Source organism: Algoriphagus sp., from assembly GCF_029254265.1.
Lineage (GTDB): Bacteria > Bacteroidota > Bacteroidia > Cytophagales > Cyclobacteriaceae > Algoriphagus.
In genome coordinates this window covers 11,859-34,101 of the sequence record NZ_JAQWXX010000023.1, presented here as the reverse complement: position 1 = coordinate 34,101, position 22,243 = coordinate 11,859, and the positions used below count along the sequence as shown (strand labels likewise).

The 22,243-nt window shown below is 37.8% G+C and carries 22 protein-coding genes and 1 tRNA gene; 6 read left to right on the top strand and 17 right to left on the bottom strand.

The features are described 5' to 3' along the window. Positions 1-14 precede the first annotated feature (14 nt). Positions 15-3,101 carry a SusC/RagA family TonB-linked outer membrane protein gene (locus P8O16_RS02380; protein ID WP_300310474.1) on the bottom strand — a complete coding sequence of 1,029 codons (3,087 nt, stop codon included), beginning with the start codon at positions 3,099-3,101 and terminating at the stop codon, positions 15-17. A 456-nt stretch (positions 3,102-3,557) separates the two neighbouring features. After that, entirely contained in the window at positions 3,558-5,765 is a 2,208-nt protein-coding gene (locus P8O16_RS02375; RefSeq protein WP_300310472.1) for a sodium-translocating pyrophosphatase, read from the bottom strand. A gap of 295 nt (positions 5,766-6,060) precedes the next feature. On the opposite strand from P8O16_RS02375, the gene P8O16_RS02370 reads away from it, so the two are divergent. From P8O16_RS02370 to P8O16_RS02360, 3 genes are all read left to right on the top strand, one after another. Then, on the top strand, positions 6,061-6,759 hold the full coding sequence (locus tag P8O16_RS02370) for a response regulator transcription factor (RefSeq protein ID WP_300310470.1): 699 nt from the start codon (positions 6,061-6,063) through the stop codon (positions 6,757-6,759). Between the two features lie 9 nt (positions 6,760-6,768). After that, complete coding sequence (locus tag P8O16_RS02365) at positions 6,769-8,220, top strand: HAMP domain-containing sensor histidine kinase (RefSeq protein WP_300310468.1); 1,452 nt, start codon at positions 6,769-6,771, stop codon at positions 8,218-8,220. 95 nt (positions 8,221-8,315) lie between these two features. Further along, positions 8,316-8,389: transfer RNA gene (locus P8O16_RS02360), tRNA-Pro, on the top strand. 76 nt (positions 8,390-8,465) lie between these two features. On the opposite strand, the gene P8O16_RS02355 is transcribed toward P8O16_RS02360, so the two are convergent. The 13 genes from P8O16_RS02355 to P8O16_RS02295 form a co-directional block, all read right to left on the bottom strand. Then, positions 8,466-9,542, bottom strand: a complete 1,077-nt coding sequence (locus P8O16_RS02355; protein ID WP_300310467.1) for an SAP domain-containing protein — start codon at positions 9,540-9,542, stop codon at positions 8,466-8,468. A 43-nt stretch (positions 9,543-9,585) separates the two neighbouring features. Further along, on the bottom strand, positions 9,586-10,170 hold the full coding sequence (locus P8O16_RS02350; protein WP_300310466.1) for a hypothetical protein: 585 nt from the start codon (positions 10,168-10,170) through the stop codon (positions 9,586-9,588). Between the two features lie 44 nt (positions 10,171-10,214). Continuing rightward, positions 10,215-10,421 carry a hypothetical protein gene (locus P8O16_RS02345; protein ID WP_300310465.1) on the bottom strand — a complete coding sequence of 69 codons (207 nt, stop codon included), beginning with the start codon at positions 10,419-10,421 and terminating at the stop codon, positions 10,215-10,217. 46 nt (positions 10,422-10,467) lie between these two features. Further along, a complete protein-coding gene (locus P8O16_RS02340) occupies positions 10,468-11,922 on the bottom strand; it encodes a DUF6371 domain-containing protein (protein ID WP_300310463.1) in 1,455 nt (484 codons plus the stop codon). Next, on the bottom strand, positions 11,912-12,967 hold the full coding sequence (locus P8O16_RS02335) for an AAA family ATPase (protein ID WP_300310461.1): 1,056 nt from the start codon (positions 12,965-12,967) through the stop codon (positions 11,912-11,914). The genes P8O16_RS02340 and P8O16_RS02335 overlap by 11 nt, the downstream gene beginning before the upstream one ends. Beyond that, the gene (locus P8O16_RS02330; RefSeq protein WP_300310459.1) at positions 12,957-13,364 is read right to left on the bottom strand and encodes a hypothetical protein; all 408 of its coding nucleotides are present in this window, start codon (positions 13,362-13,364) and stop codon (positions 12,957-12,959) included. The genes P8O16_RS02335 and P8O16_RS02330 overlap by 11 nt, the downstream gene beginning before the upstream one ends. A 3-nt stretch (positions 13,365-13,367) precedes the next feature. Further along, entirely contained in the window at positions 13,368-13,712 is a 345-nt protein-coding gene (locus P8O16_RS02325; protein WP_300310457.1) for a helix-turn-helix domain-containing protein, read from the bottom strand. Positions 13,713-13,835: 123 nt separating this feature from the next. Beyond that, complete coding sequence (locus tag P8O16_RS02320) at positions 13,836-14,807, bottom strand: hypothetical protein (protein ID WP_300310455.1); 972 nt, start codon at positions 14,805-14,807, stop codon at positions 13,836-13,838. A gap of 13 nt (positions 14,808-14,820) precedes the next feature. Continuing rightward, complete coding sequence (locus tag P8O16_RS02315; RefSeq protein WP_300310453.1) at positions 14,821-16,098, bottom strand: site-specific integrase; 1,278 nt, start codon at positions 16,096-16,098, stop codon at positions 14,821-14,823. A gap of 245 nt (positions 16,099-16,343) precedes the next feature. Then, entirely contained in the window at positions 16,344-16,802 is a 459-nt protein-coding gene (locus P8O16_RS02310; protein ID WP_300310451.1) for a hypothetical protein, read from the bottom strand. Positions 16,803-16,895: 93 nt separating this feature from the next. After that, entirely contained in the window at positions 16,896-17,525 is a 630-nt protein-coding gene (locus P8O16_RS02305; protein ID WP_300310449.1) for a Crp/Fnr family transcriptional regulator, read from the bottom strand. A gap of 3 nt (positions 17,526-17,528) precedes the next feature. Continuing rightward, entirely contained in the window at positions 17,529-18,425 is an 897-nt protein-coding gene (locus P8O16_RS02300) for a hypothetical protein (RefSeq protein ID WP_300310447.1), read from the bottom strand. 1 nt (position 18,426) lies between these two features. Beyond that, positions 18,427-18,876, bottom strand: coding sequence for a DM13 domain-containing protein (locus P8O16_RS02295; protein WP_300310445.1), 450 nt, complete (start codon positions 18,874-18,876; stop codon positions 18,427-18,429). A gap of 124 nt (positions 18,877-19,000) precedes the next feature. Here P8O16_RS02295 and P8O16_RS02290 point away from each other — a divergent pair, with 124 nt between their 5' ends. From P8O16_RS02290 to P8O16_RS02280, 3 genes are all read left to right on the top strand, one after another. After that, positions 19,001-19,285 (top strand): hypothetical protein, encoded by a 285-nt coding sequence (locus P8O16_RS02290; RefSeq protein ID WP_300310443.1) that lies wholly within the window; start codon positions 19,001-19,003, stop codon positions 19,283-19,285. A 33-nt stretch (positions 19,286-19,318) separates the two neighbouring features. Further along, entirely contained in the window at positions 19,319-19,723 is a 405-nt protein-coding gene (locus P8O16_RS02285; protein WP_300310441.1) for a DUF4174 domain-containing protein, read from the top strand. Between the two features lie 106 nt (positions 19,724-19,829). Beyond that, the gene (locus P8O16_RS02280; RefSeq protein ID WP_300310439.1) at positions 19,830-20,063 is read left to right on the top strand and encodes a hypothetical protein; all 234 of its coding nucleotides are present in this window, start codon (positions 19,830-19,832) and stop codon (positions 20,061-20,063) included. A 193-nt stretch (positions 20,064-20,256) separates the two neighbouring features. Here the strand turns inward: P8O16_RS02280 and P8O16_RS02275 are convergent, their stop codons facing one another. Continuing rightward, on the bottom strand, positions 20,257-21,540 hold the full coding sequence (locus tag P8O16_RS02275) for a cation:proton antiporter (RefSeq protein ID WP_300310436.1): 1,284 nt from the start codon (positions 21,538-21,540) through the stop codon (positions 20,257-20,259). Next, positions 21,540-22,238, bottom strand: coding sequence for a hypothetical protein (locus P8O16_RS02270; RefSeq protein ID WP_300310434.1), 699 nt, complete (start codon positions 22,236-22,238; stop codon positions 21,540-21,542). Before P8O16_RS02270 ends, P8O16_RS02275 begins: the two co-directional genes overlap by 1 nt. Positions 22,239-22,243 lie beyond the last annotated feature (5 nt).

Sequence of the window (22,243 nt, the reverse complement as noted above, 5' to 3'; positions counted from 1 at the left end):
TGATTTTTAGAGGTTTATAGTCCTAAATTCAAGGTGAAGAAGAAGCTCTGCACACCTGGGAATCCAAGTCCGGTAAATCCTACAGCGTTTCCGCCTGCACCTGCTGAGAACGACTCAGGATCAAACCCATCCCATGGAGTAGAAAGGATGATATTATTCGCTGCCACGGAGAATCTTGCTGTTCTGAATGGAGTTCGCTCCAATACAGTTGGGCTTAAATTGTAGGCAAGGGTTATATTTCTCAGTTTGATAAAGCTTGCATCATTTACAAAGTTTTCAGATATACCTCTGTAAGAGTTTCTCCAATAGCCCGCTCCGTAATTCACCCCGTCAGGGCCTACGCCTTGGCCAAGCCATACTGGCTTTGCATTTTGTAAGCCATCAGCCAAAACCCCAGGGAATACAACCGTATCATTTCTTCTATTGGAGTCTTCCTGCTTACCAAAAGCAGAAAGGAAGTTGCCAAACTGATCATACTGCTGTAGTCCGGAGCGGAAGTCAATCAGGAATGAAAATTCAATTCCTTTATAGCTGAATTGGTTTCGGATACCTCCAAATAATTTAGGGACTGCATTTCCAAGAATCAATTGACTGCCAGTTCTCACAGGAAATCCATTGGCACCAATTAACTGAGGCAGATCTCTGTCTAGAGTCTCAGTACCTTCTGGGGCCCCTGGTCTTACATAAGAACTACCATAAATATTTCCATATGCTTGACCTTCTTTTAGAATCATAGTAACTGTGGAGCCGGCATATCCAAATTGAGAACCTACCACAATCTGATCGATACCCTCACGAATTCCTTTTACTTCATTCCTGTTTGTTGTAATGTTTGCACTTACATCCCATCGGAAATCCCCACTCTCTATAGGAGTGCCTCCAACGACGATTTCCCAACCTCTGTTTTCGATTTCACCTGCATTAGTGATGTAAGAGGAGAAACCTGTTGCATCAGAAATCGGAACTGGAATGATTTGATCTTTTGAGTTTGACTTGTAATAAGTTACATCCAGATTTGCTCTGTTGTTAAAGAAAGCGAACTGAGTACCAAATTCAATCGAAGTCGTCAATTCAGGTTTCAAGTTTGGATCACCAAATACTGAGTTTTTAGAGAATCCTACTTGGCCATTCAGTGGAAAAACTGCAGGGGAAACAAACGTGGCTCCCAAGATATGCGGATTGGTATCCTTACCTACCTGCGCCCAAGAGGCTCTAAGTTTTCCGAAAGTAATCCAACTAGGCAATTCAAAATTTTCACTAAACACATAACCCAAATTCACCGAAGGGTAGAAGAATGAGTTATTGTTGGTAGGAAGAGTGGAAGAGATGTCATTTCTACCAGTTACGTTCAGGAAAAGGAAGTTTTTGTAATCGACCATCAAATCACCATAAAAACCAACCAATCGTCGGATTGATTTACCCTGACTGGCAAAAATCTGAGTCGTATTACTCAAGTTATAAAAGCCAGGAATCACAAAGTTAGATCCTGTTGCAGTGATTCGATCAAACCTTCTCTCGAAGACATCATTTCCTAATCTTAGCTGAGTGTTCCAGTTTTCGTTCCACTGTTTTTTTAGCGTGATGTAGAAGTTTGAGGTCAGGTCGCGGCTGTTGATTCTGGTTTCCTCTATAAATCCAGTAGAACTTAAAGCAACTTCACCATCAATCCCCATCGGACCAGGGGTAATTTCTTCTCTGCTGTCACTGTAAAAATCAGTACCTAATCTATAAGAGAGCATCAACCAATCAGTAGGGCTATAATTGAAATTAATATTTCCAATCACACGATTTACGTCATCTTCATAGGTAGCAAATCTTGCATCATAGATAGGATTTGTATTCCCATAGGTTTTCATGGTGCCATCCTCATTGATGTAATCTCGTACATCTGTGGTCTCAGACCAATACATCATTCGCTCCAAGAATCGATCATGTGGGACACGATTACCTCCTGAATTGGTGAAATTAATGGATCCTGAAAAATTAAATTTCTCGCTGGCAGTCACCGTTCCGGAAAGCTTAGCTGTAGTTCTATTCCATGATGAAAAAGGGATTATACCATCTTGTTCTAATCGACCAAATGATCCGTAGAAAGTTGCTTTTTCATTTCCTCCAGATACACTTAAACTATTGTCAAACTGTACGCCGGTATCAAATGCCCTATTCCAATTATCTTGGTACACATAGTTTGGGTCATTTTCTTCTGCAATACTAGCTCCCCAAGATGGCCAGAAACTGGAATCATCTCTTTCACCGCTAAACCCTTGACCATATTGATCTTGAAGCTTTGGGAGCTTTACCAAGTTGTCAAAACCAAGAGAACTATTGAAGTTTATTTGAACTACTCCTGATTTACCTTTTTTAGTGGTGATAATCACTGCACCATTCGCAGCACGAACCCCGTAAAGAGCTGTTGCTGCAGCGCCTTTTAGGACAGACATGGTTTCGATATCATTTGGGTTGATATCTGCTATTCTATTTGTCATTCCTCTTGGCGTTCCATTTGATTCGATGGTAGAATTATCCACCGGTACACCATCCACTACAAAGAGAGGTTGATTATCAGCAGATGGATCCAGAGAGTTTATCCCACGGAAAATAATTCTAGCAGATTGACCAGGAGCGCCCCCTGAATTTGTGACTTGTACACCGGCCACTTGACCCTGAAGTGCATTTACCACATTTTGTTGTTTAGAGGTAGTGATTGCTTCAGAATCAATACTTTGGGCTGCATATCCCAATGATTTTTTCTCTTGAGAAATACCAAAAGCGGTGACTATAAATTCATCCAATTCGGATGCTTCTGTAGCCAATACCACATCGATAGTAGATGAATTCCCAACAGTCACACTTTTAGTTGAAAATCCTATAAAGGAATATACTAAAACGGACTGTGGGCCGGGAACAGAAATGGAATAGTTCCCGTCCAAATCCGTCACTGCTCCAGTTGTGGTGCCTTGGATAACGATACTCACTCCCGGAAGAGGATTCCCATCCTCCTCGGCCGTGACTTTCCCTTTTATATTCTGTTGAGCGTAAGTTGGAACGCTGACCAGAAAACCTAAAAGGAAAAGCAATGATAAAGCGTAGCTTTTCTTCATGTGATTTTAGTTTAGATTATTGAATTGGTTTTAGTTTTTTTCAGGTAGTTAAATCATTGCTTGTTTTTTCAGCTTTTCCTAAATCTAGTATGGATTCTGCATTATTTTTCGAGAATTACCTTTAGATCATTGATCAAGAACCCTTTAGATACTTTTAAATAAACAAAATCAATCTCATCAGTAGAAGCTAAAAAAAACATCCCAAAACCGGACAATCAGCAAATTATTCTTATACCTGTTGCTTAAATTAGTAAGAAAGGTTCAATTCTTTAAATAAATTGTATTTTTTTTCATCAAAAATCTAAATTTTATGTTAATAAAAAATATTATTCGTTAATGCTGAATTTTGCGGTATTTTGTTTTTAAAAATGCAACAATTTGCAAATTTAAGAGAATTGGCAAAAAAAAAAGAGCTGCGACTTTCGTTGCAGCTCCTATTATGGGAAAAACAGTTTTTTACTTAGTTACTGTTTTTGTTTCAGTGGTGATTTTCTTTCCATCCTCATATCGGATTTCTTTTTTGATCTCTACTTTCTCAGCCATTGGCTCACCGTGGGGTCCTTCAGAAATATGAGGAGCTATCACAAGAGCTACAATTGACATCAATTTGATCAAAATATTCATGGATGGTCCTGAAGTATCTTTGAAAGGATCTCCTACAGTATCACCTGTAACAGAGGCTTTATGAGGCTCTGATTTTTTGTAATAGATCTGGCCATCGATTTCTACACCTTTTTCAAAAGATTTCTTGGCATTATCCCATGCACCACCGGCATTGGATTGGAACATACCCATCAATACTCCTGAAACGGTAACACCTGCCAGCAAACCTCCCAAAACTTCAGGGCCGAATGCAAATCCTACAATAATAGGAGTAATCAATGCAATTGCACCTGGAGCAATCATCTCTCGGATGGAAGCTTTTGTAGAGATTTCAACACACTTCTCATATTCAGGCTTTGCTTTGTATTCCATGATTCCTGGAATCTCTCTGAATTGACGTCTTACCTCATTCACCATGTCCATCGCAGCACGTCCTACGGCAGCAATTGCAAGCGAAGAGAAAATAAATGGAATCATACCTCCCACGAATAGACCTGCAAGGACATCTGCTTTGTAAATATCAATTGCATCGATTCCTGCAATTCCTACGAATGCTGCAAATAATGCTAATGAAGTTAATGCTGCAGAAGCAATTGCAAATCCTTTTCCGGTAGCAGCTGTAGTATTACCTACCGCATCCAAAATATCAGTTCTTCCTCTTACTTCTTCAGGTAGCTGGCTCATCTCAGCGATTCCGCCAGCATTATCTGCAATTGGGCCGAAAGCATCAATTGCCAATTGCATCGCAGTAGTAGCCATCATACCTGCTGCAGCAATTGCTACACCGTATAGACCGGCAAACTCATATGCTCCATAAATACCGCCTGCCAAAACCAATGTTGGAAGTACGGTAGATTCCATTCCGACTGAAAGACCACCGATAATATTGGTTGCGTGACCTGTAGCAGACTGCTTAATAATTGACATTACTGGGCGCTTGCCCATTGCAGTGTAATATTCTGTGATGATAGACATCAAAGTACCTACGACTAATCCTAAGATGATTGCATAGAACACGTCCATATTGGTGAATTCATATCCTCTGATGGATAGCGTCTCTGGCATCATATATTGCACGATAAAAAACGATGCGATTCCAGTGAATACGATTGAAGACCAGTTACCCATATTTAGGGCTTTTTGAACATCACCTTTTTCATCTTTGATCGTCACGAATGCCATTCCCATAATGGAGAATACAATTCCTAAACCTGCCAAAACCATTGGAAGTAGGATAGGAGCAATGCCCCCAAAATTATCCACTGAAACAATTTCTCTACCCAAAACCATGGTGGCCAAAATTGTAGCTACATAGGATCCGAACAAGTCAGCTCCCATACCAGCCACATCACCTACGTTGTCACCAACGTTATCTGCGATAGTCGCAGGGTTTCTTACATCATCCTCAGGAATTCCAGCTTCTACTTTTCCTACTAGATCAGCTCCTACATCAGCAGCTTTGGTATAAATACCGCCACCTACTCTTGCAAAAAGTGCGATTGATTCAGCTCCAAGAGAGAAACCAGCTAAAACTTCAAGCGCTTTTTCCATTTCAACACCATTTACACCTGCACCTACACTTTGTACATACACTTGGTAAAAGATGATAAACAAAGAGCCAAGTCCCAATACCGCTAATCCAGCCACACCAAGACCCATTACAGATCCTCCTGTGAATGATACTTTTAATGCAGCTTTTAAGCTTGTTCTTGCAGCTTGGGTAGTTCGAACGTTCGCTTTGGTAGCGATATTCATTCCCATATAACCAGCCAAGGCAGAGAAAAATGCTCCGATTAGAAATGAGATTGCAATCACAGGGCTTGAAGTCTCTACAGACATTCCTGACCAAGCCAAAAGAATTACCGCGATGATTGCAAAGTAAGAAAGTACTTTCCACTCTGCTTTCAAAAATGCCATGGCACCGTCTGCGATGTACCCTGCCAATTCATTCATTTTCTCATCGCCGGTGGGCTGCTTAGTTACCCAAGCAGACTTGATTGCCATTGCAATCAAACCAAGGATTCCCAGCATCGGGACTCCGTAAATCAGAAACTGTTCCATACAATTATATTATTCCTTTGATTTTTTTAAATAATAATTGCGCAAAGATAGAATTTCTAAGCAAGCAGCCAACTTGTATCAATAATGCAGAATTTCAAGTAATTGTGCCTTTTTAGTTTCGATTATTAAGCAGACCGTAATTTCAATTGAATTTTTGACCAGATTTTTCCGGAATTATTAAAAAATCATTCAAAATTAAATTTTGTTTAAGTGATTACTTTTCGTGCTCAAATCTAGTTTGTGATAGTTTCGTGAGATCTAGAGACTAAATTTCAGAATCACTTTTAATTGTCTCATGAAAAAAGTACTTGTTGTAGAGGATGATTCTAATATCTCAGATTTGATTCAAATTCATTTGAAGGATTTGGGTTATGAAATTCAAGTTCAAAATAATGGAAAGAAAGGTTTTGAGGAAGCCCAAAAGAATCAGTTTGATTTGATTATTCTTGACATAATGCTTCCAGAGATGGATGGGATAGCAATCTGTCAACGTTTAAGAGCTTTGGATAATTACACTCCTATATTGATGATCACTGCTAAATCCGAGGAAATTGACAAGGTGATCGGGTTGGAATCTGGAGCGGACGATTACATCACCAAACCATTTAAAATCAGAGAGTTTATTGCCCGTGTCAAAGCCATTATCCGAAGACAGGATCAATTCGCACTTTTGGTAGAAAAAGATGTAGGATCGCTTCGTTTTAGCTCTTTGGAAATTGATGAAAAAAAACGAAAAGTAATTCTAGATCAAAAACGGGTTGAGCTTACTCCAAAGGAATTTGATCTTTTGATGCTCTTGGCAAGAAATCCCGGGCGAAGTTATTCTAGGGGAGAATTACTCGAACTTATCTGGGGCTATGATTTTAGTGGATACGAGCATACTGTAAATGCACATATCAACCGGCTGCGTTCTAAAGTGGAGAAGGACCCTAATTCACCGACTTACATCCTTACCACTTGGGGAGTAGGCTACCGATTTAACGACGAACTTTAACGATATTTTATGAAAAGTCTTTATTGGAGAATCTCCCTCAGTTTCTTTGTGGTGCTATTAATTGTTGGTTTCTCCTATATATTCATTACAGCTACTACTGCTCAGCGGTATTTTCAGGAAACGACTCAACGACTCAACGCATCAGTAGCGGACTACCTAATTAAGGAGGTAAATCCATTCCAAGACGGAAAAGTCAATGAAGAAGCACTCGGTATTATCATGCATTCGATGATGGCAGTTAACCCAGGGATAGAGGTTTACTTATTGGATCCTGATGGCGAGATCATTTCGTTTGTGGTATTGGATCAAAAAGTGAAATTGAAACGGGTTGAGCTTGAACCGATTCAAAAGTTTATTTCTGAGGGAGGAAATAATTTTATACTTGGAGATGACCCTAGAAATCCGGGACAAGAATCTGTCTTTTCCGCAACTTCAGTTTTTGAGGATAATCAGCTTTTGGGCTATGTGTATATTACATTGGCAAGTGAAAAATATGAAACAATAGCTAGTAGCCTGCTCGGGAGTTTCTGGATGCAATTGACCTTTAATTCCATTTTAATTACTCTGGTTGTAGCCTTTTTGATCGGGTTGGTTTTGATCAGTTGGCTTACCAGACACTTGAGGGAGATTGTACGAACCGTAGAGAAATTTAAGGATGGAGATTTGAAAGCAAGAGTTTCGGAATCTAATTCTAAATCAGAATTAGCCGTCTTAGGGAATACTTTTAACCATATGGCAGATACAATCTTGAATAATATAGAGGAACTCAAGAAAGTAGATAGTCTAAGAAGAGAGTTAATTGCAAATGTCTCCCATGACTTAAGAAATCCACTTGCAATTATTAATGGCTATATAGAAACACTTCAAATCAAAGGAGAAAATCTTTCTAAGGAAGAAAAAGAAAAATATCTAAAAATTATCAGTGACTCTACTGATCGATTGACCAAATTAGTTGCTGATCTTTTTGATCTTTCCAAACTTGAATCTGGTCAAATGCATGTAAAGTTGGAGCGACTCAAGGTACAGGAGCTCCTTTTTGATTCTGCCTTGAAATATGAGCTTCTCGCACAAACCAAAGGCATAGAGATTAAATCTCAGATTTGTCAGAATTTACCAATAGTCAAAGCAGATTTATCCTTGATCGATCGGGTGATCCAGAATCTACTGGACAATGCAGTAAAATACACACCTAATCAAGGAGAGATTCTTATCGATGCTTGCGAAGTGCCAAATGGGGGAGTTTGTATAAAAATCCGAAACTCCGGAAATGGAATCCCCCAAGGGGAATTACAATCCCTATTTGATCGGTATTACATGATCGATAAAAATCAACAAGGTGTACAAGGCTCAGGATTGGGATTGGCTATCGTCAAGCATATTCTGGAAATTCACGGAAGTGAAATCAAGATTCATTCAGATTCTAAGAGCTTTACTGAGTTTGAGTTTGAATTGGCCAATTAGATTTTCATGGACTTTTGAAATCGTTTTTTTAAATTTTTCACCATTTCATTTTTGAATAATTTACCAATTAATAAATTTGGTTTTCAAATTAATATCGGGGTGTAGCGCAGCCCGGTAGCGTACACGTCTGGGGGGCGTGTGGCCGCAGGTTCAAATCCTGTCACCCCTACTTGATTATTAAGGAGTTATGATATAAAAAATTGTAACTCCTTTTTCACTTGCATACAATTTGCGTATAAAATGATTTATTCCTCATAAAACCCATTATAAAAACAAGTACATGTTGCGTGTCTAGGTAATTTTGGAATTATATTATTTTCCAATCTTTTAAACTTTTCTTCTCCAAATGTTTCTTGGCATTTGCATCCCTCATTGATGATTTGTATTCCTGCAATACTCCTTATCGAAGGTTCTTTTTCCAATAATTTTTTTAATTCTTTGATTTTACAATTGTTCCAAAGGAATTGGAATTCATATTTTAAAAAGTAATCAATGATTTCAAACTCGGATAAGCTATCTGAATCTAAGTTTGACTGATTTAAAAATTTTTTGAATTCAGAAAAGTCAATGATTCCCAAATACTTTGAAATGAATCTTTCATTGTTTGAAAAAATAATTGCTCTAATTGCTAACGCTGCTTTGATTTTCTGCCTTTCTTGATCTGTCATTTTCCAATCAAAATAGAAATTCGACCTAGATGCTATTTGATTTAAAATACTTTTGGTTCGTGTTGTAAATTCATCAAAATTAGCGCCTAAGCTTCTTTGGTCTGGATGAGCTTGATCTAGCAAAAAATGGTTTTTTTCAAGCTTGCTGAAATTTCCAGAAGTAAATATATCAGCTTGATTTTTTAAAAAATCGACATAATCACTTTCAAATTTTTCTAAGTAGGAATTGATTTGATTTTCTCCTAGACGAGTTACCTTAAAAAACGAATCAATTCCTTTTAGGTAGGACTTATTTTGTACTTGGTCTTTTACTCTTAATGCCAAAATTTCTTTATTTCCTGCCAAAGGAAGGTTGTTCTCTCTTAGAATTTCCTTTAATTGTTTAATGGTCAGACTTTCTTCTTTTAAAGAAATTTCAAGAAGGTTTTCTTTATGAAATTTCTTGATAATTACAGTTAAATCTCCCAATAATTCAGTAAATCTCCCTTCCCAATAGGTGTTTTCTCCAAATAATTTAGATGAAGGTGTTTTATTTAGCCTTTTTAAAAACTCTATTTGGTAATTGAATTGAGGGAAATCCTCAGGTAATGCTATTATACCGTTTGGTTGATTTTTTGGGTTTAAGTAGCCTAATATTTTTCCAAAAAAAGACATGGTTTATTAGTTTGATTAATTAAAAGTACAAACTTAGAATGTTTTAAAAGCAAAGTTTTTCAATATCTCGAAAATTGATCTTTTCAGCCTCCCTTATTTCTTTGGATAGCTTCAAATACCTTTTAGTAAGCTTTCCTGCATAAGTTTTTTTAAAGTGCTTTTGGAATAGTTGGCTGTAAAGGTCATCTGTCTTGAAATATACCCCTAATGTTTTACCCAGTTGTCTTTGCCTCTTACTTTGGGTTTGTGTTTCATACATACAACCCTTGAACGCTTCACGGTGTAGAAAGTAACCGCCTATTGAATACAATTTACGGCAACGTTTGTGTGTTTCAGGGCAAAGAAAATACCAATTAACCCCTTTGCCTAAATTCGATGGTATAGAAACCAATCTTACTTTATAAGTTCGAGGTGTATCATTGTATTTGTAATCTAGTTCAATGTAATGCTCCTCTTTGTAGGTGTTTACTCTTATTGAAATACTACCTGTTTTGTTTCCGTTCCTGCTCCAAGTAATTGTACCACTTTTAATAAGATAGGGGTGGAGGTAGCCCCATTCTTTGAGTTTGGCAATACTGATTTGAAACGCTTCATCGTATAGGGTTGGGAATGTATGAGGTTTTGGCATGGTTAATTTCTTCTTGTGAAACCTAAATAATTAACAAACTTCTATTAATCCCATGTCAAAGGCTCACCTTCTTTTGAGTGTACTGCCTCCACCTTTGGAAATACAAAGGGCATCAATTTGCATAGTACGTTCAGGCGTTCGCTTGGTGGTAACTTTTCCAACAGTTCTGGCAGCTTCTGAATCTCTGTCTGCATTACTTCTTTCAAGGTATCTCTTAATGAGTTGGTAAGGATTGGATTTTGTGTTTTCATCTTATTATCTGGTTTCTTTCGCGCGCGTATTGGTCTATTTTTTCAATTAAGGGTACCCGTGAACTTTCCGATATTCTCTAAGAAGTTCTGTATTTCCGCGTTCCTCTGCTTCTGGAATTTGGTGATTTCTAATTTGGTTTCGTACCAATCCAATTTTTCTCCAAATCTCAAAAGTTGCGCTTTCCGTTTCTCTAATCTCCTTTTTAAGTCGTTCAATTCGTTCGATTTCATTTTCTTCTGAAGTCTGGTTTCTAAATTTTCGCCAATCCTGTTGGATTAAATAGTCTGCAAGGTCAAGCCCTGCCAATCGCTGTTGTTCTGTTGCTGCACGCTCCAATAAATCGGAAACAATAAATCGCGTATTTGGCAACAGGTGTTCAAATTGCTCTGCCTTATCGCTCCAAGACTGAAAGGCTTTGCCATCCTTAGAAAGGTCAGGAAATAGAAAAACGGATCTGCCTTTCAAAACCCTGCATCGCTCTAAATTCAAGCTGCTCAAATTATAGACTGCCAACCAAAGCCAATCTGTCTGGGATTCTGGCAGCCCGAAATACAACGCCCCGTAAATAGCTGTTTTTGGTGCCTCTACAAGGGCAACAGGATTGTTGTGGTATATTGGCAATAGGTGTTCACCAAACAGGCAGGAAACCTTTGTTTCTTGGTTCTGGTAAGCTTCCAACCAATCTGGCTTGGTGGAGGCATTGCGGGAAATAATCGAGTGAAGAAAATCAGTTGAAACGGTGTGATTCATTTCATCAAATTGCTTCACCTGAACCGCTCGCACATTACCGACTGAATCAATAAACGGGAACGTTACCGCGCCAATCCGTTCACCTCTGGCAATGGTTCCCAAATAGTATAGGGAAACAATTCTTTCCACTTCTGAAGGATCCAAAGGATAAGGCACGCGGGAAAGTAGGCTTTGAAGAAACACGTTCAATTCGTACCGCTCCAGCTGCAAGGTCTGTTCAAAAACCTCCATTGGAATAAATACCTGTTCTGGTTTTTTCTGGTCTTTTGGCTTGAGCAGAACCGCTGTTGCTTTTCCTTCGGGTGTGAAATATTTGCAATCCGTTCCAAGGTGATTTGGGGCGCTTGCATTATTCTGAAGGAAATATTCTGCCACATACGCGCCCGCAGGTTGGATCTCGAAAACCGTTTTTTCTGGCAGGTAGTAAGTCTTTGAATCTTGTTGGATCTGGAAAGCCTTATTGCTCTTTTCAGAAATTGATTCAAAAGAAACAAACAGGCATTTGGTTTCAAGTGGAGGCTTTTGGTAATACCCGCAATTGCTTTCACGGTCGCAGCGCCCGTACTGCTCTGGCAGGTAGTTCTTTTCTGAATCCACATACCGGACAAAGGTTTTTTTCTGGCAGTCAGGACAAAGGATTTTTTTACTGCTTTTGTCGAAATGGTATCTGAATTCTCTCGTACGTCTCGTACTGTTCGTACTGTGTACGATTGGTACGATTGGTACGAGGCTTACATTTTTATTTTCCATTTTCAATACCTTTTTTAATCCACTTTCGAATTGCTCCTTCAGAAACACCTAACTGCTTGGCAATTTGAACATTGGAGACGTTTTGTTTTTTGAGTTCCAATGCCTCTGAAATTCGGCTTTCCCTGTCTTTTTCTGTGAGTTCCTTCAAGTGTTCTCGTTCAGTTCCATAGCCAACAAATTCAAACTGAAGGAAATTGAAAGGCTTATGAACTTGGCAGACAATTACATTTTCTGAATCGTATATCTTTTCAGTATGCCTTTCTTTGATCTGCTTAATGTATCTCAAATGCTTATCGCTGTGACTTTCACCAATTGAAAAAGAACTGTCAATGAAATTTATCAGCATCTTACTACCTGATAAATCGTTTCTGGTTATCGGTTTTGTCAGGTCGCGTTTAGGTGTGTGAGCAAGGGCTAAAATTGAAAGTCCGTATTTACTTTTTAATGCCTTCAGGTGCTTCATTAATGGCAGCGCGTCTTTTGCCTTTTCGGTCTCGTTTTTCAAATAGGTAAGATTGTCAATGATTAAAATCTTAGCGCCTGTTTGAATTATTGTCTTTTCTAAAGATTCATTCAGGTAATCTTCAAACGGTTGGTGTTCCGGTAATTCTGCATTTGGGTTAATCTCAACCCTCAAAAAATTTCCCTTCCATTGGTAATGGTTTTCAAAATTCTCTGAATACCTGTTTTCAAACTGTTTGTCCGAAAGTTCAAAATCAAAGTATAGAACCTTTTGCGCTTCACCTTCAAGCTTGAAACCTTGGATCGCTTCGCCCTTACTTATGCTGTCTGCAATCTGTACGGCAAGAATTGACTTTCCCAAATTGGTATCTGCAAACAGAATGCAAAGTTCGTTTTCATGCCAAAATTCACTAAAAAGCATCTTTGGAACAGGTCTGCCTTTTGCCTGCTCAATCCATTCATTTCCATTTTTCACATCGAAAAGCCCAAATGATTTCAAATGATTTTCAAGCTCTTTATTGTGATTTAAAATTTCTTCAGGGTTTAAGCTTTTAAATACTGGATTTAATTTTTTAGCTCCCATTCCGAAATAGATTTAATTGGTTGGAATTAGATTTTAATAGGCTTTCAAATTCATTCGGATTTGTGCTAATTAGATGTGCAGGATGCTTGGTAATTGGGCAAATGAATTCATCAATTGACTGAACTAGTTTCCCTTCCTTTTCTAAGCTTCTTTTATACCTGCAACCTGCCTCCACGGGGATATTTAAAGCAGTACAAAGGGCTTTCTTTGTGGTGGTAACATGATGTAGTGAAATTTGAAAAAGGGTGTCCTCAGAATAGGTTTTCTTTAATTCTGGAAGCCTAATTCCAGTCCCTTTTTCTATGCTGTTTACTATTAATGCAATAGTAAATTTCTTACCTTGTACCTGTCTCTCTTGCAAAAATACTTTAAGGCTGTTTCTTTGGTTCGTCTCCATGATTCAGCCTTTTTTTGATTTGATTAAATACTGATCTGCTTCAGCCTCTATCTCAGCATTAGACTTTTTACGCCCAGCCTTCAGATAATCCTTTAATTCGGGCAATGAGAAATACAACCGCTTGCCTCGCTTCATTACGGGCAGTTGACCGCGCGAAACTTTGCTATAAAGGGTTGGGACTGATAAGTTCAGAAACTCCGCTGCCTCGCTTATGGATAGCGGCTTATCATTGGGCTGGGTGGAGGGTTCAGCCTGCTTTTCTAACAACAGGCGTTTCAATTCGCTAACTTCATTTGTTAGCATCGTTACCGCTTTGGGTAATTGGTCGAAGGTTAATTCTTGATACATTTTTACAACAGTTTTAAAATACTTACCGCTGTAAATTTATCACGCTTTATTGTTATAACTTATTGATATTCAGTTGTATAAACTTGAATACAAGTAAATACAAGTTTGTGCAAGTGGTTTCTTTTATCTTGTTAATGTTTCAATGTACTTTTTCATACTTTCCAATTCATTTTTATCAATCGTATCATTGAATTTATAATCATTCATCGCTGGGTAACTTGCTATATTCCAACCAAACTCTTCCTTGCAACAGTTATAAAATTTTTGGGCAATCCTTTCTTTGGGTAATAGGTTAAGATCCTGCAAAGCCATCAATAACAACTTTAACCGCTTGCCTTTTATGTTCTTGTATTGGGTTTTAATACCCTTCACTATTTCAATGCTTTTTACATGGGTAATTAAGTCGTTCAGTTTTTCCTTTTCAAGTGAATAAGGTTCCAGCGCATCATTTTTGATTTCTTGTTGAATAGTTGAAGGATTTAGAAAGTCAATCGGTAAAGTTATTTTCTTTGCTCCTTGCTGAAATAGCTTTCCAACTTCCTGAATATTACTTGCCTTAATGGCTTTTTCTTCGAATTTTTCAAATTCATTGAAATCAGTTACTTTGAAAAAATCAAATAAATCCTTTGTTACATCGTCCAAATCCCCAAAGAAAAAATCCAAACCCAAGTAAGTTTCACCTTTTGTTTTTATCCTAAAATCAAGGTATTTCTTTTTGAAAGAAAAGAGATCAGACAAATCTTCACGATTGAAGTTTTTCTTTAAATCATGGATTTCACTGTGATATTTATTTCGCCAACTCCCAGTTAGTTTTTCCCTTTCGTTGTTGAAGTCGCAAATATCAAGTTCAATGGATTTATTTATTATCGGAATAATGATATTTTCCTTTATTACTTCAAATTTTTCAATAATCCCTTCCTGAAGTTCATCTGACTTCATTTTGTCAGAAAAATTCAGATCTGGCTTTAACTTGCCTTTTTCCCTTTTCAAAAAACGGGCTTCATTCAATACAGATTCATATTGATTAAAGTTGTCAATATTGGAATTGAGGTATTCAATAAATTCAAATAGAGTTTTGATTTTGTATGGTATCATTTTCCGAATCCAATTAAAATTCTAAATCGTTGCTTAATTCCTTAAATGCTTCTTTGGGAAAGCTGTTGATATAATTTTCTGTCACCTTTAAATTGCCATCGTGGAGTATTTCAGAAATCAAAGCAATGGATTTCCCCTTTCGAATAGAAACAGTTGTGAAACTGTGTCTAGCATGGTAAGTGCCTATCTGATCGGCAAAGCTGGCATCTATTCCAGCGACTTTGGCAAATGCTCTAAAATGTTGGTTTATAACCTTATTGAAGTTTCTAATTTTTTCATGCCTTTGGGTTGGATTCTCTTTTTCGTCCAGAATACCAAAAAGGTATGGGGATTCAGGTTTTTTTCGCCTTTCAATTATTTGTTTTATTGAATTGGTCAAGGGTACTTGTTTGATGCTACGTTCCTTTTTGGTGTTTTTGGTCTTTGCGCGTATGTATTGGATAGAATCGCTGTCAATAGAACTGTGTTTCAGTTCACATACATCACGGGTATTCATCCCAAAAGTGAAATAGGAAAAAAACCAAAAATCCTTTGCCCTTGCCTGTACGGGTGTAAGGGGTTCTGTCTCCCAAAGCTGCTTCAATTGGGATTCAGTCAAAGCCTTATTTACTTTCTTGCTGGTTGGGATTTTGTAGCCATCTTTAAAAAATGGGTAACGGTCTAGGCTTGCAGTTCCATTTTTAATTCCTATTCGATAAACAGCCCTAAGATTTCGCAAATAAATCCCGATTGTCGCAGCGGAAAGGTTTTTCATATTCTCCGAATAACTCTGGTAAGATTCAAGAAATTGAACTGTGATTTTATCAAAGGTTAAGTTCTCTGAATCTTGCTTTTTATGCTTTAGATAATTTTGAAGGGAAGTTTTGGCAAGCCTATATTTTTCAGCTGTTGAAATAGCCCCATTTTCTAATTTCTGTTTTTCAATTTCATCAAAAATATAGAAGGCGTTTTTGTAGTCGCCCTTTGAAGTATTGAAGAACTTTTCTTCAAAGGCTTCAAAGCTGAAGGGTTCTAAGGATTCCGCAATTTTAGAGGCTTTTGTTTCCAATGCTTCAAGCTTTTTTCTTGCTTGCTTATGATCCTCTCTTGGCTTTCGGGTTTCCCAAATGCTCTGAAATTCCTTTTCTTGAAATTCAAAAATAGTGCTGTAAAGCTTTTGCTTTCTGGGTTCTGGCTGGAACACTTGAAGCTTAACGGGGAATTTTCCGTTTTTCTTAATTCGCCTTTTATCAAGAGTTATTGAAACAAAAATCTTTTCCATTCTTAGTGCTTTGTATGCAAGATAAATCATTTGCTTACAATTTGCATACAGAACTACAAAATATCACAAAATAAACAAGTATCAAAAAGTGATCTTTAATTCTTAAATTGTGGCTTTAAGAAGGAAAACAAAGTATTTCTATACTATCAATAAAGTATTAAAACACGACTGGGGGGCGTGTGGTCGCAGGTTCAAATCCTGTCACCCCGACCAAAAAATAAAGGAGCCATTGTAAATTTGCAATAGCTCCTTTATTTTTTAATTGATGTTAAGGCTTAATTCAATGGAGCAAAACCAAAAGGAATTGCCGCTGCCCCACACCAAATTATTCCATGGGTGAACTTGCCATCAGGGGCGCTGGACAACGGAAAGAAATGCTCTCCTGCTTTTCCTACAATAGATACTAATTGAAATGATCCTGAAGCGGAAAGCTGAAGTCTATCGGAAGTGGATAAATATACTGTTACAGTCCCTGTGCTGAATTTGGTGGTGAAATCCTCTGTAAGTCGTACAAAGTATTTCCCTTCTGCATTAGTGACTACTTGAACCATTCCTTTGGTATTAGTGCTACTTTGAGCGGTTAAAGTTCCTGTTTTTAAAACGGTCACGGGTCCTGTCACTTCGACTTGGTCGGCAGGTTTCATCTTGTCTGCGTCTTTCATTGAGCCACTGTCACAGCTTGATAAGAAAAGCATAATAACAAAGGAAAGGCTGAGTTTGAGTAGATTTTTCATATGATTTCAATTGTTTTTTAAAGGATATATGGGATCTCGCATTTTATAATAATTCCAGTGTATGACTTTTGAGTCATGCTCGATTTCATGTTTTTATGAGTTAAAGGTTGCAAGATTTCTAAATAGTATTCGGTTTCTTGAGTAAGTGATTACCCCTTCTTTTTTTAAAGCAGAAAGTGTTTTGGTTACTGTCTGTCGACTGGAATCCGTTAGCATGGCAAACTCATCATGTGTGAGATTTAATTTTAATAGGGTCTCATCTCCATACCGTTTTCCCAGCTTTTGAGCAAGATCATGCAAAGTAAATTTGATCCTACCTTCAGCATCCATCCAATTTAATCGCTCTAAGCGCTGTGTAATTTCTAAATTTGAACACAAGATTTTATCATACAATTGTGGACCAAGATTAGGCTCTAACAGGTTTCTGCTCGTGATTTTTTGAATTAAAGTCCCGTCTTCTAATGCTTGAGCAAAGGTGTTATTTCTTTTAGCCGAAGTTTCATTTGATTTCCCCTCTCCGAATATTTCTCCAGGTGTGACGATTTTCAGAATATACTGTGTTCCGTTTGGAAGCGATTTTTGAAGTTTGACACTGCCATGCTTGAGCAAATAGAAGCCCTCAGAAATTTCGCCTTGACGATAAATATTTCCTCGCTTAGAATAGTTTCTGAAACTGGGAAAAGTGATTTGACTTGCCTCCCAATTTGAGTTTAAGGTTTGCATCGTTTATTTCCGTTCGTAGTATATTCCGATACTGACAACTCCCGAAGAATAAAGGTTTTTACGGTCAAATATCAGGTCATTAAAATTTCTATAATTCAGATTGAGGTGAAGCTTTTTGTACACAGGCACACTTGCTCCAAAGCTAATGCTGGTATATTCAGTACCATCTCCTCGCACAAAGTCAGTAGCCACAAGCACATCGCCAACAGTTGCCAAAGCATTCAAACGGGCATTAATCCAGACTTTTTTAGCGATTTGGTAGCCGACCTCTGCTCCCAAGGCATATTGATCATTAAATTGAATTCCATCGTATTCAGTTCTAACATTATAAGCCCCGAAAATACTTCCGTATAATGGTGCGTTTGGAAGTGAAAAAGAAGTCGCTATAGTGGACCAGACATTAAATTCCCCATCTCCGGAGGGTAGGTTGATCTGCTCAAAGTCATTGATTGTACTTTTTGCAAAATTATTAGCTTTTCCAATTGGTAACTCGGGAGCTACCGAAATAGTTAGGGGTAAGTATTTTTTCAAAATTGCATGCTTAAACTCCAGCCTTAAATCTCCCAATCCGCTTACTTTTTGAGTGTTTTCAAACCCATTCCAAGTTTGAAGTGGTAGGTTGGCGATAATGGTGAATTTATCTGTCACCCCATATTCACCATAAAAAACTATGGATTGCTGGGAAAACTGATTGGTCTCAAGTAGCTCGCCACCTAATGTGTAATAATCCTTGGAAACCAAGGATTGATAACTTAATTGATAGAAGCCCTCTTTTTTTTCTTTGGTCCATCCACTTTGGCCAACTGCGACGGAGGAATGCAAAAGACTCATCCCCAAGCATAACGCTAGGGGAAGAGAGGTGAAAAAACAACTTTTATTAATTTTTTTAATTCCAGCCATACTATTGCAATTGTGCATTACCAAATGGAATCCCAACAGAACCGCACCATAGAATTACATGCGTGTATTTTGATGTACTTTGGCCGGATGGGATTGCAAAGAAGTTTTCTCCGGAGTTCCTTACTGGTCCAAGAGGTAATAGATTTGGGTTGCCATTTCCCGGGTCTGCCATAAAAGCTGCTGAAGTAGAAAGAAACACGGTAACAGTTCCTGTTGCCAAGGCAGTATTGAATGCCTGATTAAACTGCAAAAATTCTTTTCCTTGTGAATCTGTTCCCAGTGCCGCGGTTCCAGTGGAGCCTGCACCATTTTGATCTACAAAGCTTCCTGATCGTAATACATTCAAAGCGCCAGTTGGTCTTGTAGGATCAATTGTGATTGGATCGGGATCATCTGAGCAGCTCACTAAGCCTAAGAAGGTAACATAAAATAGAATAAGTACTTTTTTCATGGTTTTATTGGTTTTGTTTGAGACAAATTTGGACTTAGGATATCACGAAAAAGTCACAGAAGGTTAAACCTTTTCAAGAAGTTGTTTTCTTTACTATTGAATTGAAACACAAAAGGGTAAATCAATGAAAGCGATCGAAGAATTTTTAAATAGTGATCTGATAAATGAAAATGCTTCTCCTATACTACTTGCCTTATGGTATGATGGAAATGGGGATTGGAAAAAAGCACATGATCAAGTAGATCAGTTGGAGGGAAAAGATGCAGCCCGAATCCATGCCTACTTACATCGTAAAGAAGGAGATCAATGGAATGCAGAATATTGGTACCGTCGAGCGGGGGTGGCTGTTTACCAAGGTACGCTTGAAGAAGAATGGGAAAATCTATTGAATGATTATTTGGGAAAATGATAAACCAATTGAATATTAAAGAGTTGAAAGAGTATGAAACTCTTTATCATTTTTGCTTTTATGCTGATTTCAATACCTTTTTCCAAAAAACAATTGAATGATTTTAAATGGGAAAATCGCTTAATTGTCACTTTTGATATTCCCAAAAATTATTTTGAATCAGTAAATCCATCTGATCTGAAAGAGAGAAAGTTGTTGTTTTTTGCTTTTGAATCCGGAAACCTAATAAACTCGAATTTTAAAGGTGAAATAGATCAAAGTGAATTCTTAAAACTGCATGAAAAATACGGGTCTGAATACTTTTTGATTGGACTTGATGGAGGGATAAAATCCATGGGGCAATCCAAAGATTTTTCCTTGGAGAAATTGATAAAGCAAATTGATTCCATGCCTATGCGGCAGTCTGAATTGAAGAAGAAAACCGACGGAATCAAGTAAATTTACCCTACTAATCATTTAAAACATTCTAAAAATACCCATTTATGGGTATTTTTTTGAGAGTTTTGACTTGGTACTTTTACAGGCACATCATACTTTTTACCAAATGAAATTTTATTACTTGGCAACTACTCCCAATTCTGAAGGCAAATTTGAGGTTCATGAAAGAGATTGTGAATTGATTCCAACTGCTTATGACCGGGATTATTTGGGTCCCTTTAATAGCGGACATGAGGCAATTCGGAAAGGACAGAAGCTAAATGAAAACGCGGTTATTTGTCCTAGATGCGTATCTGATAAACCCATCCCTGTTGTAATTCGATCTAGAAAGAGCAATTAAGGAATTTCCGAATATGTTTTTCAAAGATCCTATAAATGCCAATTAACTTAAAGATCTGCTTTTGAGCTTGGCGCAAAAGCAGATTTAGTTTTTTAAATAGAAAGTCAGCAGTAAAAAGAAAGCTTTAGAATTTTTCAAGCATTAGATCATCCGAGCGGAATTAGGATATTATTTTCTGGATCTACGGGTATTTTTACTTTTTCTCACCATTTCCTCCATTATCCAATACACTAGGAACTTTCCATTTAATCGATCCAACAGTACGACTTTCTGCTATTTGAAGGGCTTTGGAGCTTCTTCGTTTTTCATAGATCATGGCAAAAGTCATAATCACACTGGTTCCAATAATCACAAATAGCAAAATTCCAGGTTCAAAGCTTTTCACTTGGGCTTCCACAGGTATCGCATAAAATAACAGCACGGTAATCAATCCTCTTGGGGCAATGAAAGCTTGAGGGATAATGTCTTTCCCTTCAAAAATCAATAGCAAAACAATTCGGATCCCATAAATAGATCCGATCAGAAGACAACTGATCAAGGCTACTTGCAAGTCAAATAAGGAGGTGATTGCTATTGTCAAACCAAAAATCACAAAGAAGAGGGTTCTCACCACAAAGGCCGTCTCAGCGGTAATCGTATGCAGTTCATGATAGATTTGATGTGCTTTGGCGTAATCTAATAAACTGGAAAGCTTGCCTTTGAAAAATAGTTTCATATTGGCGATAACCAATCCAAAAATTAGAATAATAATCAAAGAGGAGAGGTGCATTTTTTTTCCCAATGCATAGAGTAGGAGCAAAACTGCAATCAATAGAAAGAGCTTTACATTGCTTTTGATTTTCTGAAAAACCAAAATGATTGCGTAACTCGCTACCAATGAGATGACGATAGTTAGTAAGAGATTTCCACCAAAACCTACCAAGCCTGAGTCTTCCGCTGGATTGAGTTTTCCGGTTAGGAAGTAGAAAAGCATAATTCCCAGTATATCAGAAAAAGTGCTTTCATAGATGTGAAACTCTCTCTTTTTCCCCTTCAAACCTGATACACTTGGAATAATTATCGCACTCGAGAGTATCGATAATGGAGTAGCGTATAGCCATGCCGACTGCATAGACATCTCCGGAATATAATAATAAAGAATACTGGCTGCCGCCCAAACAGACGCCATCAAACCAATTAATGCTACACCAAGTGATTTGAGAATAGGAAGTAGTTTTTCTCGTTTTAGTTCAAGTTCTAGGGCAGCCTCAAGCACGATCATAATCAATCCAACAATACCTAATACTTCTAAAATTGGGAAAAAATCGATCGAATCAGTGGTGAAATATTCTAGGATGTACTGTAACATCAAGCCCAATGCGATCAGCATAAGGACTGCTGGAATATTAGTCTTTTTTGAAAGACCGTTGAAAAGGAAGGATAAAATGATGATCACTGAAAACTCAATGATCAGATTATAGGAAGATATAAGTTCCATTAGGATTCAAATTTTTCAGTTTGATTGGTCATGACTTTATTGTCATGCAAATAGTTGATGAAGTCTTCGTGCTGCGCACCTCTTACCAAAGTGTAGTGCAGCAAATAAGTGTTTTCACTTTCAAGTGCCTTTAAATTGCTTGCCTTACCCAAAGCCAATATGGGATGATCAAAAATCAAATTAAGAAGGCTTTCTTTTTTGAGTTCGGTTTTAAGGTAGATCGCACGCTGTTGGACATTCGTCTGATTTGAGATCAATGTGAAACCTGCTCTATCAAATGATCTATACCAAACCCAACGCTCTCCTTGATCGGTACCCAGTACCATTCCTAAACTTCCGATCCGATTGATTCTCCCTCGGATTTTCCCTGCCTGAACCAAAGTTCCAGCGACTACCATTGTGCTGGACCGAATGAAAAGCCCACTGATGTAATTTCCTAATTGCCGATAGCTAAAACCTGCAATCAGCAAGATCACCAAGCCATGAGTAATGGGATCCAAAGAGATAAATCCGGCTATGACGATCATCCAAGCGATAGGCTTGTAGAAAAGCCTCATTTTTTTGATTAAAGCAAAATAACGGTCATTGATCCGTTTTTTCTTGAGGTAGCGGGTAATCAGGAAAAAACAAAAGGAAAGGACAAGGTAGATCGCAAAGACGATTAGAATTAATGCGAAAAGATCATTCCAGTTGTTCATATCAA

Coding starts and splice junctions, on each gene's coding strand:
- P8O16_RS02380 (WP_300310474.1), bottom strand. CDS start 3,101: ATGAAGAAAAGCTACGCTTTATCATTGCTTTTCCTTTTAGGTTTTCTG.
- P8O16_RS02375 (WP_300310472.1), bottom strand. CDS start 5,765: ATGGAACAGTTTCTGATTTACGGAGTCCCGATGCTGGGAATCCTTGGT.
- P8O16_RS02370 (WP_300310470.1), top strand. CDS start 6,061: ATGAAAAAAGTACTTGTTGTAGAGGATGATTCTAATATCTCAGATTTG.
- P8O16_RS02365 (WP_300310468.1), top strand. CDS start 6,769: ATGAAAAGTCTTTATTGGAGAATCTCCCTCAGTTTCTTTGTGGTGCTA.
- P8O16_RS02355 (WP_300310467.1), bottom strand. CDS start 9,542: ATGTCTTTTTTTGGAAAAATATTAGGCTACTTAAACCCAAAAAATCAA.
- P8O16_RS02350 (WP_300310466.1), bottom strand. CDS start 10,170: ATGCCAAAACCTCATACATTCCCAACCCTATACGATGAAGCGTTTCAA.
- P8O16_RS02345 (WP_300310465.1), bottom strand. CDS start 10,421: ATGAAAACACAAAATCCAATCCTTACCAACTCATTAAGAGATACCTTG.
- P8O16_RS02340 (WP_300310463.1), bottom strand. CDS start 11,922: ATGGAAAATAAAAATGTAAGCCTCGTACCAATCGTACCAATCGTACAC.
- P8O16_RS02335 (WP_300310461.1), bottom strand. CDS start 12,967: ATGGGAGCTAAAAAATTAAATCCAGTATTTAAAAGCTTAAACCCTGAA.
- P8O16_RS02330 (WP_300310459.1), bottom strand. CDS start 13,364: ATGGAGACGAACCAAAGAAACAGCCTTAAAGTATTTTTGCAAGAGAGA.
- P8O16_RS02325 (WP_300310457.1), bottom strand. CDS start 13,712: ATGTATCAAGAATTAACCTTCGACCAATTACCCAAAGCGGTAACGATG.
- P8O16_RS02320 (WP_300310455.1), bottom strand. CDS start 14,807: ATGATACCATACAAAATCAAAACTCTATTTGAATTTATTGAATACCTC.
- P8O16_RS02315 (WP_300310453.1), bottom strand. CDS start 16,098: ATGATTTATCTTGCATACAAAGCACTAAGAATGGAAAAGATTTTTGTT.
- P8O16_RS02310 (WP_300310451.1), bottom strand. CDS start 16,802: ATGAAAAATCTACTCAAACTCAGCCTTTCCTTTGTTATTATGCTTTTC.
- P8O16_RS02305 (WP_300310449.1), bottom strand. CDS start 17,525: ATGCAAACCTTAAACTCAAATTGGGAGGCAAGTCAAATCACTTTTCCC.
- P8O16_RS02300 (WP_300310447.1), bottom strand. CDS start 18,425: ATGGCTGGAATTAAAAAAATTAATAAAAGTTGTTTTTTCACCTCTCTT.
- P8O16_RS02295 (WP_300310445.1), bottom strand. CDS start 18,876: ATGAAAAAAGTACTTATTCTATTTTATGTTACCTTCTTAGGCTTAGTG.
- P8O16_RS02290 (WP_300310443.1), top strand. CDS start 19,001: ATGAAAGCGATCGAAGAATTTTTAAATAGTGATCTGATAAATGAAAAT.
- P8O16_RS02285 (WP_300310441.1), top strand. CDS start 19,319: ATGAAACTCTTTATCATTTTTGCTTTTATGCTGATTTCAATACCTTTT.
- P8O16_RS02280 (WP_300310439.1), top strand. CDS start 19,830: ATGAAATTTTATTACTTGGCAACTACTCCCAATTCTGAAGGCAAATTT.
- P8O16_RS02275 (WP_300310436.1), bottom strand. CDS start 21,540: ATGGAACTTATATCTTCCTATAATCTGATCATTGAGTTTTCAGTGATC.
- P8O16_RS02270 (WP_300310434.1), bottom strand. CDS start 22,238: ATGAACAACTGGAATGATCTTTTCGCATTAATTCTAATCGTCTTTGCG.